The sequence below is a fragment of the Streptomyces sp. NRRL F-2580 genome, assembly GCF_000720115.1.
Lineage (GTDB): Bacteria > Actinomycetota > Actinomycetes > Streptomycetales > Streptomycetaceae > Streptomyces.
In genome coordinates, this window is record NZ_JOIR01000015.1 from 87,095 (window position 1) to 101,524 (window position 14,430).

Here is a 14,430-nt window from a genome sequence, read left to right on the forward strand (position 1 = left end):
CCGGGGAACGTATCGGGGCCCGGACGGCCGTGTATCGGCCGCCGCTCCGCTCCGTATCGGTCGTGTGGGGACCGGCCGTCAGCAGGCAGGCCGTCAGGCGGGCAGGCGCAGGGTGGCGACCGCGCCGCCGTCCGGGGCGTTCTCGAAGCGCAGCTCGGCGCCGAGCAGCCGGGCCTGGCCCAGGGCGATGGTGAGGCCCAGGCCGTGGCCCGTGCCGCGCCCCGCGGCGCCCGTGTGGAAGCGGCGCGGGCCTTCGACGAGCAGGTCCCGGGGGAAGCCGGGGCCGTGGTCGCGGACGACGACCGCACGACCCTGGACGGTGACCCGCACCGGGGTGTTTCCGTGCCGGTGGGCGTTGACGACGAGGTTGCCGACGATCCGTTCGAGGCGGCGCGGGTCGGTCTCCACGGTCGCCCCTGCCGGCGCGGTCCCGGACCCGCGCGGGTCGGCGTCGGTGGCATCGGGGGGAGCGGTGACCACGATGTCCGTGTCGAGGCCGGTCCGCGCGACCGCCTCGGAGACGACCGCGCCGAGCGGGACACGGTCGCGGACCGGCCGTTCGGCGCCGGCGTCCAGCCGGGAGATCTCCAGGAGGTCCTCGACCAGGCCGCGCAGATCGCGCACCCGGGCCCGGAGCAGGTCCTCCGTCTCACCGCGGGGCAGCAGGTCGGCGGCGGCCAGCAGGCCGCCGACGGGGGTGCGGAGCTCGTGGGCCACGTCCGCGGTGAACTGGCGCTCGGTGCGCAGCCGTCGGCTGAGGCTGTCGGCCATGAGGTCGACGGTGGCGGCGATGTCGGCCACCTCGTCGCCGCCCTTGGTGGGCCCGGTCCGGGCGTCCAGGTCCCCGGCGGAGATCCGGCCCGCGGTCTCGGAGACCCGCCGCAGCCTACGGGCGAGCAGCCCGGCTCCGTAGACCGCCAGGGGCGCGGCCGCCGCGAGCGCGACCAGCGAGGCGAGTGCCATGCTCACGTCGAGCTGCCGCAGCTCGTGGAGCTCCGAGCTCATGTTGACCCGGACGGCGAGCACCGGACTGTCCGGGCCGGCGGTGCGTTGGGCGGCCCAGACGGTGGGCCCCACGTTGCCTTCGACGTGCCCGTCGTGAGCCACGTGCCGGACGCCGTCGGCGGGGCGGCGCAGTGCGGCGGGCAGCTCCGCCGGATCGAGCTCGGCACCGTCGATCAGCGTTCCGGTGCGCCGGTAGGTGGCCATGGCGGAGTACACGGTGTTGAAGGCCCGGGCTTCGGCCCGGCCGCGGATGTCCTGCGCGGTCCACAGGTGTACGAGGACGCCCACCGCGGCCACGACGAGGAAGGCCGTGGCCGCGGCCAGCGCGGCGATCTTCCAGCGCAGGGACACGCGGGCCGGCCGCGGCCGGTGGAACGGTCGCACCGGCCTCAGCGCCTGAGCTTGTAGCCGAAGCCGCGGACCGTCTCGATCCGGTCCCGGCCGAGTTTCCTGCGCAGCCGCTGCACGCACAGGTCCACGACGCGGCTGTCGCCGTCCCAGCCGTAGTCCCACACCTCCCGCAGCAGGGTGTGGCGTTCCAGCACGATGCCGGGGTGGGCGGCGAACACCAGCAGCAGCTTCAGTTCGGTCGGGGTCAGCGCCACCGGGCTTCCGGAGACGAAGACCTCCAGGCCACCGGTGTCGAGGGTCAGGTCTCCGAAGACCAGCGACTCCCCCTCGGCCGGGGACCGCCCGTCCGAGGGGGAGTCGCCGGCCGTCCGGCCGGGATCCGGGGCGGGCGGCGCGGGTGCGTAGGTCGCCCGCCGCAGCAGCGAACGGATGCGGGCCACGAGCACGTAGGTGTCGACGGGCTTGACCACGTAGTCGTCCGCGCCGGCCTCGAGACCGGCGACGACGTCGAGTCCGTCGCCGCGGGCGGACATCATCAGGACCGGCACCAGGCTGGTCTCGCGGACCCGGCGGCACAGGCCGATACCGTCCAGACCCGGCAGCATCACGTCCAGGATCAGCAGGTCGAAGCTCTCCTCACGGAAGAGCTCCAGCCCCGCCAGCCCGTCGGCAGCGGTCTCCATCCCGTAGCCGTAGCGCTCGAGGGCGACGGTGAAGGACCGGCGCATCAGGTCGTCGTCCTCCACCAGCAGCACGCGAACCGGGCGCGGAGAGGCCGGGGCCGGGGCCGGGGCCGGTGCGGGGGCCGGGGGCGGGGCGGACGAGGACACGCGCGGATGACTCCTTGTTCGGACGGTCACGGAACACGGGACCTGAAAGGAACGATATGGCAGACATCGGGCGTGGCCGCCCGCCCACGGCCCGGCGCACGCGTTCGATGGACGACCAAGCGCTCCCTGATACGTGCCCGATACAAACCGTGCCGCCCCGGGGTCGCCGCCTCGCTCAGCCCGCAGCGTCGAGCAGCAGCTTCGCGGCGACCGTCGCCCCGTCGGTACGGATCGTGGCGGCGACGGCGGCAGCCCGCGCGCGGGTCTGCGGCGTCAGGGCCGCCTCGAGCGCGAGCGACAGGGACCCGGTGGTCGGGGTGGGGCCGTCGTGCGCGGTCCCGATGCCCAGGTCGGCGACCCGGCCTCCCCAGTACGGCGCGTCTCCCCCCTGGGGCAGGACCACCTGGGGCGTACCGGCCCCGGTGGCGGTCGTCGTGGTGCCCGCGCTGCCGTGGTGCACGACGGCGGCCGCCCGGCGGAACAGTGCCTGCTGGTTGACCTCGCCGACGAGGAAGCAGTCGTCCTGGTCGTCGACGAGGTCCAGGCCGGCCCAGCCGCGGGAGAGGACCACGCGCCTGCCCTGCGCGCGGACCGCGTCGACGGCCACCCGTGCGAAGTCCTGCGGGGCGCCGACGGGCGTGCTGCCCAGGCCGACGTACACCGGTGCCGTGCCGGCGTCCAGGAACGCCTCCAGGCCGGCGGGGAGCGGGCGTTCGTCGGGCCGGATCCAGGCGCCGGTCTGCACCACGTCGGGGTCCGTCGGCTGCCGCGGGTCCAGGACCGGGTCGGTGGCCAGCCACGGCCGGTCCGTGAACGCGTAGTCGCGGACGCCGTCCACCGGCGGCAGCCCGAACGCCGCCCGCCGGCCGTTCAGCTCCTCGCCGAACATCTCGTCCGCGATCCGCGCGTCCAGCTCCCACAGCGCCCGGTTGTCGCTCGCCTCCGGCGGCAACGGCCGGCCCCGCCGGGCGGGCGGCCGCCGGTGGGGCGACGGGAGGGCGACCGGCTGGTGGCTCGCGTGCACGTAGCGGATCCCCAACTTCTCCGCCACGGACCGCGCACCGGTCACCGCCGGCAGCGGGCCCGTCGCCACCAGCACGTCACAGCCCACGGCCGCAGCGGCGACCGTCTCGAACTGCGCGCCCATCAGCTCGGCCACGCGCTGCGCCAGCCCCACCGCCGAACCCGGCGTCACCGTGCTCACCACCGGACGCACCGGCTGCCCGGCGGGCACCGTCTCCACGCCGACCCCGGCCAGCCGCTGCACGAACTCCGCGTCCGGCGGCGCGCACACCCGCACCCCCGCGCCGAGCTCCCGCAACGCCACCGCGAGACCCGCCATCGGCTCGACACTCCCGCGCGACCCGTACGTCGACAACAACACACGCAATGTGAACAACCCCGACTTCCGCGATTCCGGCTTGGATCGGTGATTCTGCGGGACGACAGGGGTCTTGCCGCAAGGCCCCCTGTGCGCTATATGTTGAGAGTGGCGAGGAGCGCGAGTTCCTTGCCTTTTGCTTTGGGGCGGGCGGCGCCGCACCGCGCGCAGGGGCCGTGAAGATGACTGGACCCGCCCGGACGCGATACGAAGTCCCCCGTGAACGAAAAGATCCAGTCCGAGACCGTCCGCGTCTTCATAGCGCTCGCCCCGCCCGACGACGCGAAGGAAGAGCTGGCCGAGCGGCTGCGGCCCGCGTACGCCGCGTATCCGGGCATGCGCTGGAACCGCATCGAGGACTGGCACATCACCCTGGCCTTCCTCGGCGAGCTCCCCGTCGCCGCCGTCCCGCTCCTCAAGGAGCCGCTCGCGGACCTCGCCGCGGCCCGGCGGCCCCTGAAGCTGGCCCTGCGGGGCGGCGGGCACTTCGACGAACGGGTCCTGTGGACCGGGATCGACGGAGAGCTCGAAGGGCTGCACCTCCTCGCCACCGATGTGCGCGCGGCGGTCCGCGCCCGCGGCATCGACTTCCAGGAGCGGCCGCTGCGCCCCCACCTGACCCTGGCCCGCTCCCGCCGCAACGACCGCACCAGCGCGGTGGAAGCCGCGGCCGGGCTGGCCGCGTTCACCGGCCGGCCGTGGCAGACCCGGCAGCTCCACCTGGTCGGCAGCAACACCGGCCGCGGCCCCGGACCCATCCACTACCGCGACATCCAGGCCTGGAGCTTCGACGGCGCGGAGTGAAACCTGCGGCGACGGAACCATATTGATCACCTTTGGCGTCTTTGTCGCCACGTGATCGTCAAACGGAAGAGGAGAGCCGACGTGGAGCAGACCCGTCGAGCGGTACTGACTCTGGGAGCGGGGGCGGCGCTGGCCGCGGCCCTGCCGGCGGGGGTGGCGCACGCGGCGTCGCACGGCGGGGGCGGCGGGGAGGGCGAGGTCGTCCGGCAGCTGCGCGCGCTGGAGCGCGAGTACGGCGCGCGGCTGGGGGCGTACGCCCTGGACACGGCCACCGGCAGGACGGTGCTGTACCGCGCCGACGAGCTGTTCCCCATGTGCTCGCTGTTCAAGACGATGGCAGCGGCGGCCGTGATGCGGGACCTGGACCGTGACGGCGAGTTCCTCGCCCGGCGCGTCCACTACACCCTGGACGACGTCACGGCCGCGGGCGGCGGCTCGGTGACGGAGCGGCCCGAGAACATCGCCGGTGGGCTGACGGTGGCCGAGCTGTGCTCGGCGGCCATCGCCCAGAGCGACAACGCCGCCGCGAACCTGCTGCTCCGCGAGCTGGGCGGCCCCACCGCGGTCACCGACTTCTGCCGTTCCGTGGGTGACCGTACGACGCGGCTCGACCGGTGGGAGCCCGCGCTGAACTCGGCCGAGCCGTCACGGGTGACCGACACGACCAGCCCGCGGGCCATCGGGCGGACGTACGGGCGGCTCGTGCTCGGCGATGCCCTGGCCCCGCGGCACCGGGAGCTCCTGACGCGCTGGCTGCTGGCCAACACGACGAGCGGTGACCGGTTCCGGGCCGGCCTGCCCGTCGACTGGGTGATCGGGGACAAGACGGGCTCCGGGTCGTACGGGACCAGCAACAACGTGGGCATCGCCTGGCCGCCGGGACGGCCGCCCGTGGTCCTGTCCGTCCTGACCACCAGGCCCGAGGCTTCCGCGCCGCGTGCCGACGCGCTGGTCGCGAAGGCCGCCAGGACACTGGCGGCGGCGCTCACCTGACGGCCCGGCACATCCCGTTCACCGCACTAGGCTTGCCGCCGTGGACCTCTTCTCGGACTCCTGGGCGGCGTTGCGCACGGCGGTGGCCGACCTGCGTGACGAGGACTTCGCACGGCCGTCCGGATGCGCCGGGTGGCTCGTGCGGGACCTCGTGTGCCATCTCGTCATCGATGCCCAGGACGTGCTGATCACCCTCGTCACCCCCGCCGGGACGCAACCGACCCGCGACGCGGTGACCTACTGGAACCTCGTCGAGCCCCCGACCGGCGAGGACCCCCTCGACGCGCTGACCGTCCGTCTCGCCGCCGCGTACGGGGAGCCGTGGCTGCTCAAGTTCCACCTCGACGACGTCGGTTCCGCCGCGGGCCGCGCCGCCGCACTCGCGGATCCCACGGTCCCCGTCGCCACCCGGGACGAGGTGCTCACCACGGGCGACTACCTCACCGCGTACGTGCTGGAGTGGACCCTGCACCACCTCGACCTGATCGCGTACCTCCCGGGCGCGGCGGAGCCGCCCGCCGAGGGGCTCGCCCGGTCGCGCGAGCTGCTGGAGAAGATCGCCGGCGCCGCCTTCCCCGCGACGTTCTCCGACAAGGACGCCCTGCTGATCGGCACCGGGCGGCGGGCCCCGACCGGAGCGCAGGAGGGTGAACTGCGAAGGTCTGCCACACCGCTCCCGCTCCCCCTCGTCCTCGGCTGACCGGGATCCGCCGGCCCCGCGCCGATATTCGGTGGGACTCACGGCCGGGTCTCTGTGACAATCCGCCCTGATGATCACCACCGTCGAACAGCTGCTGTCCGTACTCGACTCCCTCCCGCACCAGGCCCGCCTGCGGCAGACCGCCGTCACCGCGCACGCGCTGGCGGCCCGCGGCGAGCTCCGGCCGCTGCTCACCGCACTCGACCGGCTCGGCCCGTACGAACGGCGGCTCGGCGCGCTCGCCGCGCTGGCCGGGGCGGACACCTACCACCTCGCCGTGCGCCTGGCCGACCCCGACCCGATCGTCCGCCGCTACGCCCTGCGCGCCGCCCGCGCCTCGGCCGTGCCCGACCGGGCCGTCGAGGCCGCCTACGACAACGCCCCCGCCGTGGTCCGCGCCGACCTCGCCCGGCTGCTGCGCGACGGCGGCCGGCCCGCCCTGGCCGAGCGCCTGCTGCTGCGGCTGCGGACCGAGCGCGGCGACCGGGACGCGGCCCTGCTCCTGCCGGGCTGCTCAGCGGAGTTCACCGCGCGGATGCTGCCCGAGCTCGCCGGCGCCGTCGCGTTCGAGGGCTGGAGCCTGCTGGCCCGCCGTCACCCGGCGGCCGTGCTCGACCAGGCCGAGCGCGACCTCGCCGCGCTGACCCCGCGGCTGCGCGGCGGCTGGTGGCCGCAGCACGCCAACGGGATCGCGGCGGCCCTTCCCGCCGCTCCCGCCCGGGTGCTGGACCTCCTCGAACGCTACGGACCCGGGGACCTGCCCGACCCGCTGCACGACCGGCTCGCCGACCTCGTCGACGCGGACGCCGAGCGGACGGCCCGCTGGCTCGCCGACCCAGGCCGGCAGAGCTTCCGCTGGGAGCGCACCCCGAACCCGTCGGTGCTGCGCAGACTGGTCGCGGCCGCACCGCCGTCCCTGCACCGGCTCGCCGCCCGCTGGGCCCACCGGGGCGCCTACGTCACCATGCTGCGGGCCGTACCGCCCGCGGACCGGGTGGCCTTCCACGAGGCGGTCGCCGCCGCCGGCCACCGCCAGGCCTCGGGCACCCCCGATGCCGTACTGGCGCTGTTCCCGGCGGCCGAACGGCACGCCAGAGCACGGGCGGACGTCGCGCGGGGCCGTGCCGAACGGTGGTCCGAGTTCGAGGTGTGGCCCACCCTCGCCATGCTCCCGCCGGCCGAGGCCCGGCCGGAGCTCCTCGCCGCCACCGGCTCCGGCGACGCCGACGACCGGGCGTTCGCCTGGCGGCAGGTGACGGCCAACGCCGAGTACGCGGCTGATCCGGCGGAAGTGGCCGCCGTACTGGACCTGGCCGCGCGCCGGCTGCGCAACGAACGGGACCCGGTGCGCCGGTCCGTCCTGGAGGCCTTCGCCGCCCTGTCCGCGCCGCTGCTCGCGGCGGCCCTCACCGGCCCCGCGGGCCGCGCCGGCCGCGACGACCTGCGACGGCTCTGCCTGGACGCCCTGCGCGCCCGCGACTGCGCGCCGGCCACCCGGACCGCCGTCCACACCCTCGCCGTCGCCCTCCTCAACTCCTCGGCCGACGAGGAGCTCCTGGGCCTCGCGGTGCACCTGCTGGGGGCGCTCACGGCCCGCACCGGCGCACTCGTTCCCGCCGTCCGGCTGGACCGGGCACTGCGCCGCGGCCGCGAACGCGCCGTGCTCGACGCCGTACGGCCCTGGCTGGACACCGCGGCCGGGCGGGGCGATCACACACCGCTGCTCGCCCTGGTCGAGGCGTTCGGCACCCGGGCACGCCGGATACCCGAGCTCCAGGACCGCCTCGCCGACGCTCTGCGCGACTGCCCCGACGGCGCGTTCGCCGGGCTGGCCGCGGCCTGGCTGGCGGACCCCGCGGCCCGGGCCGGGCGGGTCGCCGTACTCCTGGAACGGGAGCCCACCGCGGCGGCGCTCGGCCCCGTACTCGACGTGCTCGCCGCCGACCGCACCGACCTGCTGGACCACGCCCTGGCCGACCCGCCGCCCGCCGGCCGCTTCCCGGCCCCCGGCACGGCCCGCGCGCTGCCCCGCTTCCGCCGTGCGGACCGGTGGCTGCCCCGCCAGCAGCGGGCCGCCGTCCACCTGGCCGAGACGGCCCTCGCCGACCCCGGCCGGTCGCTGGACGAGCGCGCCGCGCTGCTGCGCGCGGCGGCCACGGTCCCGGGGTACGGGTGGGACCTCGTCCGGCGGTACGGCGGCGCGGACGAAGCGGGTTCGGACCCCGCCGCGTCGGCGGACCCCGCCGCGCTGGCCGCCGCGGCCGTCGCCGACGGCCCGGACTCCGCGCTGCGCCTGCTGCTCGACAGCGCCGGCCACGACGACGCGGCCGCGGTCTGGGCCGTCGCCGACCAGGTGGCGCTCCGGGCCCGCCCGGCCGCCCTCGCCGCCCTGCTGCACGACCTGCTCACCCGGGAACGCGGGGTGAAACTCACCGTCCGCAAGTCGGCCGCGCGACTGGCGACCCGCCACCTTCCGCCGGCCGAGGCCGCGCGGCTGCTGGCCCGGGCGGCGCTCGACGCCTCCGCGCACCCGGACCTGCGGACCGCGGTCGTCGCCCTGGCCACCGCCCTGCTCCCCGCCGAGGCGGCCTGGTCGCTGCTGGAGTCCGCCGTCGCCGACGGCCCGGAAGGCGCCCGCCGCGCCGTGCTGCGCGGCCCGGCCGAGGTGGCTCCCGCGCACCGGTCCCGTTACGGCCGGCTGGTCACCGGTCTGCTCGCCACCGCCGACGACTTCACGACCCAGAGCGTGCTCTGGGCCCTGGAGGAATGGGCCGCGTACGCGCCCACGGTCAGCGGGACGCTCGCGGACATGGTCGCCGACCTGACCTGCTCCCTCATCTGGGAGGCGGCCGGCAAGTCCCTGCTGTGCATCGCCGGATCGGAGCAACCCCCTCCGTCGGGCGGAGCGGCCCCCGGCAGCGCGCTCCACGACGCGGTGGCCCGGCTGCTGGCCGCGATGGCGTCCGGCGATTCGGGGAACGGCGCACCGGAGGACGGCGATCCGGTGGGTGGCGATCCGGTGGGCGCCGGCGCCGACGGTCCCGACCTGCCCGCCCGCCATCGGCTGCAGCACCTCCTCGCCTCGTCGGCCGTCACGGTGCCCCAGCGGTTGTGCGGCCCGCTCGCCCGGCAGTTGGCCGTCGAACCCACGCTGACCGGCCTGCGCGTCTCCCTGCTCGTCCGGGCCGTCGACCCGGCCGCGCCGGAGGCCGAACTGACCGCCGCAAGCCGCGAGCTGAGCGCCGCCGTCGCGGACCGCCCCGCGCTGGCGGGCCGCTGCGCCGAGCAGCTGCTCCGGCGGCACCAGTACGGCTCCCGCAACATGGCGCACCCGGAACAGGCGCTGGGGACCGTACGCACCCTGTCCGACGGCACCGGCACCGACGGGCTGTTCGCCGTGTCCCTCGCCGCCGCGCTCGGCCCCGGCCTGGACTGGCCGGGGCCCTGGAGAGCCGCCGTCCGTGTCCTGCGCCGCCACCGGGACGCGGAGGTCCGCGAGGCCGCCGACGCCATCGACCTCACCGCCGACTGACGCCCGCGCCCGGCCGCCTGCTCGTTCCGATTCCGCCACGGGGCGACGGCGCCCTCGTCTACGGTGGGCCCATGAGGCTGCTGCTGACCTCCGACACCCATGTGCCCGCGCGGGCCCGCTACCTGCCGGAGGCGCTGCTGACGGCCGTGGACGAAGCCGACGTGGTGGTCCACGCCGGGGACTGGACCGACGAGGCCACGCTCGATGTGCTGGAGTCGAGGTCGCGGCGCCTGCTCGCCGTGTACGGCAACAACGACGGGCCCGCCCTGCGCCGCAGACTGCCCGAGATCGCCCGCGCCGAACTCGGCGGCCTGCGCTTCGCGGTCGTCCACGAGACCGGTCCGGCCGACGGGCGCGAGCGGCGTTGCGCGGCACGCTTCCCCGACGCGGACGTCCTGGTGTTCGGCCACAGCCACATCCCGTGGGACTCCACGGCCCCGACCGGGCTCCGGCTGCTCAACCCGGGCTCTCCGACGGACCGTCGGAGGCAGCCCCACCACACGTTCCTGACCCTCACGGTCGCGGACGGCGCCCTGCACGACGTCGTTCTGCACCGGCTGGCCGGACGGTCCTGAACCCGCGGGGTGCCGCATCCAGGCCGATGCCGCACCCCTGCGCTGCACAACGCGCGTACCAGGCCGGGCGAGTTGGGGCGATTGTCCGGCTCGTCCCTGTGTTGGCCCTGCGGGTTTCCTTAGGGGAACCTGAAGAACCCCTCCAGCGGGCTCTTTTCGCTGGTCGGCGACCTAGGCTCAGCCGGACTCCCCCTCCTCCCCTTCTCCTGTGAGGTGTAACCGTCATGAGCCGCAGCCACACTCCCGAAACGCCGTCCCGCGCCGAGGCGCGACGGAAGAGGACGGTGCGCACCCGCATCGTCCTGTCCGTCACCGCGGCGGCCGCGGCGGTGGCGGTCGGGGTCGCCGTGGCCGACTCCGACGGTGAGGCCGGCAGGGACAAGCGGGCCGACGGCGTCGCCGGTCAGGCGGCCGGGACCGCGGGGACCGGTGACGGCGTGGGGACGGCACCCTCCCCTGCCGCCCCCACGCCCACCGCCGACGCCACGGCCACGGCGAGCCCGAGCCCGTCCGGCACGCCGGACGCCGGCGCCTCCGAATCCGCCGCGCCGAAGCCCGACTCGGAGGAGAGCAGTGCCCCGGCGAAGCCGGCCACGACCCGGGCCACCGACCCGACGCGCAAGCCCTCCACGACCACGGGCGGCGGTTCGGGGGGCTCGGGGGGCTCCGGCACCGTCAACGGCGATGCCGAGTCCGCGGTCCTCGCCCTCGTCAACAAGGAGCGGTCCGCCGCCGGGTGCGGCGCGCTGACCATGAACGCCAAGCTGAGCGCCGCCGCACGGACGTACAGCGACACCATGGCCCGCAGCGGCGTCATGTCGCACACCGGCCCCGACGGGTCCACCATGACCAGCCGGGTGGAGGCCGCCGGATACGGATGGTCCCGCCTGGGCGAGAACATAGCCCGGGGTCAGGCCGACCCCGACGCGGTCATGAAGGCGTGGATGAACAGCTCCGGCCACCGGGCCAACATCCTCAACTGCTCCTTCAAGGAGATCGGCATCGGTGTCCACAAGGGCGACGGCGGCCCGTGGTGGACGCAGGACTTCGGCACTCCGAAGTAGCGGGACCCGGGCCGACACGGCCCCGCTGCCCAATGAACCAGCCACCCCCCAGCCACCCCCCACGTCCACGTCCTCCGACCCCTCCCACGGGTCGGAGGACGTCGGCGTTCGCCGGCCCGCCCGGCGGGCCCGCACGCGGGGTTCCGGGGCTTCTCGGGGGGAGGGGGTGACGGGCCGGCCGGCGGGTCGGCCACTATGGGGCCGTGCCCCGGATTCCGCGTTACCTGTTCATATGGCTGTCGTGCACCGCCACCAGCGTGACCGCCGTGCTCGCCACGGTGCAGTTCGTGGTGGGCTCGACCAGGCACACGCCCCCGGTCGCGCGGTCCGCCCCGGTGGTCATCGACACCCCGCCGGCCTGGGAGGCGGGCAGCCCCGCGCCGAGCGAACCCTCCGCCTCCGCGTCCGCGAGCCCCTCCCCCACCCTGACGCAGCGACCGACCCCCTCGGCGGCGACCCCCGCCAAGGCCTCGCCGGGCACCCCCCGGACCACCGCGCCGAAGACCTCCGTGGACTGCGAGGAGGGCGGAGCGGGCCTGCACACCGTCCCCTCGCAGGGCGGCAAGGTCACGGTGCGGTACGGGAGCCGGGGCGTGTGCCTCATCTCCGCGATCCCCAGCCGCGGGTTCAAGGCCACCACCACGCAGACCTCGGACGACACCCTCACCGTCACGTTCTCCGGCGCCGACCACCGGTCGGTGGTCACGGCGACGATCGCCCCGTCGGCGAAGGCGAGCGTCCGCGAATCGTCGTTCTGACGCCGGCCCCTTTTACGCGTTTCACGCCTTGTACGCCCTCATGCACGGCGCTCCGGCGAAGCGGAAGGTGAGCGCTTCCTTAGGGCAACCTCAAGATCGTGCCGAGGCGGTTCCACAGGCCCGGCCGGGGCCTATGCTCGCGTCAGCCGAGCGGCCCTCGGCGCCGGGGAACCGCACCCGGCGAACCCCCGGGCCGTCGGTTCCGCCGCGCCGGAAGGCATTCGGTCCTTCCCGCAGTCCGCATCGTGCCTTGGGGTGTCTTCGCCATGAGTTCTCGCCTGCTCCGACCCGTCCGCGCCGACCGCCGTACGACGGCCCCCCGGTCCGCCGCGCCCCTGGGGACGCGACTGCCGCTGGTCGCCGTCGCCGTGGTCGCGGCGGGGCTGACCGCCGCCTGCGGGCCGTCCTCCCAGCCCGTCGGTTCCGCGGCGCCGGCCAAGGCCGGACAGTCCTCGGAGGCCGCCCTCCCCTCCGCGTCGGAGTCGGCCACCGCGTCCCCCGAGGCCTCCGCGTCCGCCTCCGCCTCGCCGTCCGCCTCCGCCTCCGCGTCCCCCTCGCGCGCCGCGACCGCGTCGGCCACCCCCTCCCGGACGCCTTCCAAGCCGGCCCGTACGTCCGCCGCGCCCGAACCGGCCCGCGTACCCGGCCCCGGCTACGACAGTTCGGCCGACGCGCAGAAGCAGATAGAGGCGGCTCTGCGGGCGGCCAAGGCCGACGGGCGGGCGGTGCTGCTCGACTTCGGCGCGAACTGGTGCGGCAACTGCAAGGCCGCCGACAAGGTGTTCGCCCAGCCGCAGACCACGGCGATCCTCGGAGCCTCGTACCGCCTCGTCAAGGTGGACATCGGCGGCAACAGCTCCGCCAACTCGGCCCTCCTGCGCAAGTACAGCCCGTCGGGCGGCACGTACACGATGCCCGTGCTGGTCGTCGTCTCCCCGTCCGGCACGGTGCGCACCGACACCCACGTCACGGGCAACCCGTCCCTGACCGCGGACGGCATCAACGCCTTCCTGCGCAAGTGGGCGTCTTGAGACGACCGGTCCGCAGGGCCGTGCTCGTGCCGGCCGGCGCGGGCCTCGCGGTGGCGGCCGGTCTGCTCCTCGCCGGTCTCCTGACGGACGACGGAGGCGCCAAGGCGGCACCGGGCGGCCGGGCCGGCGGGATCAGCGCCGCCGCCGGGGCGAGGGTCCTGGACCCCGGCGCCCGGCGGGACGCGCCCGCGCTGGCCGGCGACGACCTGGACGGGAGGCCGGCCGGCCTCGCCGGGCTCCGCGGGCACGTCGTCGTCCTCAACGTCTGGGGCTCCTGGTGCGGGCCCTGCCGGGCCGAGGCCGAGGACCTGGCACGGCTCAGCCGGGAGATCCCGGCCGAGGAGGTCCGGTTCCTCGGGATCAACACGCGGGACCCGGACCGGGCCGCGGCCCGTTCGTTCGTACGCGAGCACGGCCTGCGCTTCCCCAGCCTGCACGACCCCGCCGGCGAACTCCTGCTCCGCTTCCCTCCCGAGCTGCTGAACCCCCAGGCGGTCCCCTCGACGCTCGTGATCGACCGCCGCGGACGCGTCGCCGTCGCCATCGGGGGCGCCGTCACCGACGAGCAGTTGCGGCCCCTGCTCGCGCGCGTGGTGGAGGAGGAGTCGTGACGGGGCCGGCGGCCGTGTTCCGGACGCTCGCCGTCGCGGACGCGCCCTCCCTGGTGAACGGCACGCTGGCGATCGCGGCCCCCGTGGCGTTCGTCGCGGGACTCGTCTCCTTCCTCTCGCCGTGCGTGCTGCCGCTCGTACCCGGCTACCTCAGCTACGTGACCAGCCTGTCGGTCGCCGACTTGGCGCAAGCGCGCGGCGGGCGCCGCAGTCGCATGGCGACCGGGGCGCTGCTGTTCGTCCTCGGCTTCACCGCGGTGCTCGTCTCCGGCGGCGCCCTGTTCGGCTACTTCGGCCGTACCCTCCTGGCGCACCAGGAGACGGTCACCCGGGTGCTCGGCGTCTTCACGGTGCTCATGGGGCTGTCGTTCATGGGGTTCCTGCCGGGGTTCACCCAGCGGGAGTTCCGCAGCCACCGGCGCCCCGCGCTCGGACTGGCCGGGGCGCCCGTGCTGGGGGCGGTGTTCGCGGTCGGCTGGACGCCGTGCATCGGCCCGACGCTGGCCGCCGTGCAGGCGCTCGCGTGGACGGAGGCGAGCGCGGTCCGCGGCGCCCTGCTGATGGTGGCGTACTGCCTCGGGCTGGGCCTGCCGTTCCTGCTCGCGGCGCTGGCGTTCCGGCGCGCCCTGGGCGCGTTCGGCCTGGTCAAGCGCCACTACCCGTGGGTGCTGCGGATCGGCGGCGGCATGCTCGTGCTCGTCGGCGTACTGCTGGCCACCGGGGTGTGGAACGACCTGGTGTACCGGCTGCAGTTGTGGAGCGCGAACTTCAGCACGGCCCTCTAGAGCCGCCGTT

General features: G+C 75.6%; 13 protein-coding genes. 10 read left to right on the forward strand and 3 right to left on the reverse strand.

Annotation, left to right across the window (positions count from 1 at the left end; genetic code table 11):
* Positions 1–93 precede the first annotated feature (93 nt).
* The 3 genes from IF88_RS0118920 to IF88_RS0118930 form a co-directional block, all read right to left on the reverse strand.
* On the reverse strand, positions 94–1,389 hold the full coding sequence (locus IF88_RS0118920; protein ID WP_234323591.1) for a HAMP domain-containing sensor histidine kinase: 1,296 nt from the start codon (positions 1,387–1,389) through the stop codon (positions 94–96).
* A 5-nt stretch (positions 1,390–1,394) separates the two neighbouring features.
* Complete coding sequence (locus IF88_RS0118925; protein WP_234323596.1) at positions 1,395–2,084, reverse strand: response regulator transcription factor; 690 nt, start codon at positions 2,082–2,084, stop codon at positions 1,395–1,397.
* 277 nt (positions 2,085–2,361) lie between these two features.
* The gene (locus IF88_RS0118930) at positions 2,362–3,528 is read right to left on the reverse strand and encodes a glycosyltransferase (protein WP_051837133.1); all 1,167 of its coding nucleotides are present in this window, start codon (positions 3,526–3,528) and stop codon (positions 2,362–2,364) included.
* A gap of 258 nt (positions 3,529–3,786) precedes the next feature.
* Between IF88_RS0118930 and thpR the strand changes: the two genes are divergently transcribed.
* From thpR to IF88_RS0118985, 10 genes are all read left to right on the forward strand, one after another.
* Positions 3,787–4,371, forward strand: coding sequence for an RNA 2',3'-cyclic phosphodiesterase (thpR, locus tag IF88_RS0118935; RefSeq protein WP_030713278.1), 585 nt, complete (start codon positions 3,787–3,789; stop codon positions 4,369–4,371).
* Positions 4,372–4,452: 81 nt separating this feature from the next.
* Positions 4,453–5,364, forward strand: coding sequence for a class A beta-lactamase (gene bla / locus IF88_RS0118940; protein ID WP_030713280.1), 912 nt, complete (start codon positions 4,453–4,455; stop codon positions 5,362–5,364).
* Positions 5,365–5,404: 40 nt separating this feature from the next.
* Positions 5,405–6,064 (forward strand): maleylpyruvate isomerase N-terminal domain-containing protein, encoded by a 660-nt coding sequence (locus IF88_RS0118945; RefSeq protein WP_030713284.1) that lies wholly within the window; start codon positions 5,405–5,407, stop codon positions 6,062–6,064.
* A gap of 70 nt (positions 6,065–6,134) precedes the next feature.
* On the forward strand, positions 6,135–9,596 hold the full coding sequence (locus IF88_RS0118950) for a hypothetical protein (RefSeq protein ID WP_051837136.1): 3,462 nt from the start codon (positions 6,135–6,137) through the stop codon (positions 9,594–9,596).
* Between the two features lie 71 nt (positions 9,597–9,667).
* A complete protein-coding gene (locus tag IF88_RS0118955; RefSeq protein WP_030713289.1) occupies positions 9,668–10,171 on the forward strand; it encodes a metallophosphoesterase family protein in 504 nt (167 codons plus the stop codon).
* A gap of 224 nt (positions 10,172–10,395) precedes the next feature.
* Positions 10,396–11,235 carry a CAP domain-containing protein gene (locus IF88_RS0118960; protein WP_030713292.1) on the forward strand — a complete coding sequence of 280 codons (840 nt, stop codon included), beginning with the start codon at positions 10,396–10,398 and terminating at the stop codon, positions 11,233–11,235.
* Between the two features lie 203 nt (positions 11,236–11,438).
* On the forward strand, positions 11,439–11,993 hold the full coding sequence (locus IF88_RS47900) for a hypothetical protein (RefSeq protein WP_234323592.1): 555 nt from the start codon (positions 11,439–11,441) through the stop codon (positions 11,991–11,993).
* A gap of 266 nt (positions 11,994–12,259) precedes the next feature.
* Positions 12,260–13,024, forward strand: a complete 765-nt coding sequence (locus IF88_RS42180; RefSeq protein ID WP_051837137.1) for a thioredoxin family protein — start codon at positions 12,260–12,262, stop codon at positions 13,022–13,024.
* The gene (locus IF88_RS0118980; RefSeq protein ID WP_234323593.1) at positions 13,021–13,635 is read left to right on the forward strand and encodes a TlpA family protein disulfide reductase; all 615 of its coding nucleotides are present in this window, start codon (positions 13,021–13,023) and stop codon (positions 13,633–13,635) included. Before IF88_RS42180 ends, IF88_RS0118980 begins: the two co-directional genes overlap by 4 nt.
* On the forward strand, positions 13,632–14,420 hold the full coding sequence (locus IF88_RS0118985) for a cytochrome c biogenesis CcdA family protein (RefSeq protein WP_051837139.1): 789 nt from the start codon (positions 13,632–13,634) through the stop codon (positions 14,418–14,420). The genes IF88_RS0118980 and IF88_RS0118985 overlap by 4 nt, the downstream gene beginning before the upstream one ends.
* The last annotated feature ends 10 nt before the right edge of the window (positions 14,421–14,430 follow it).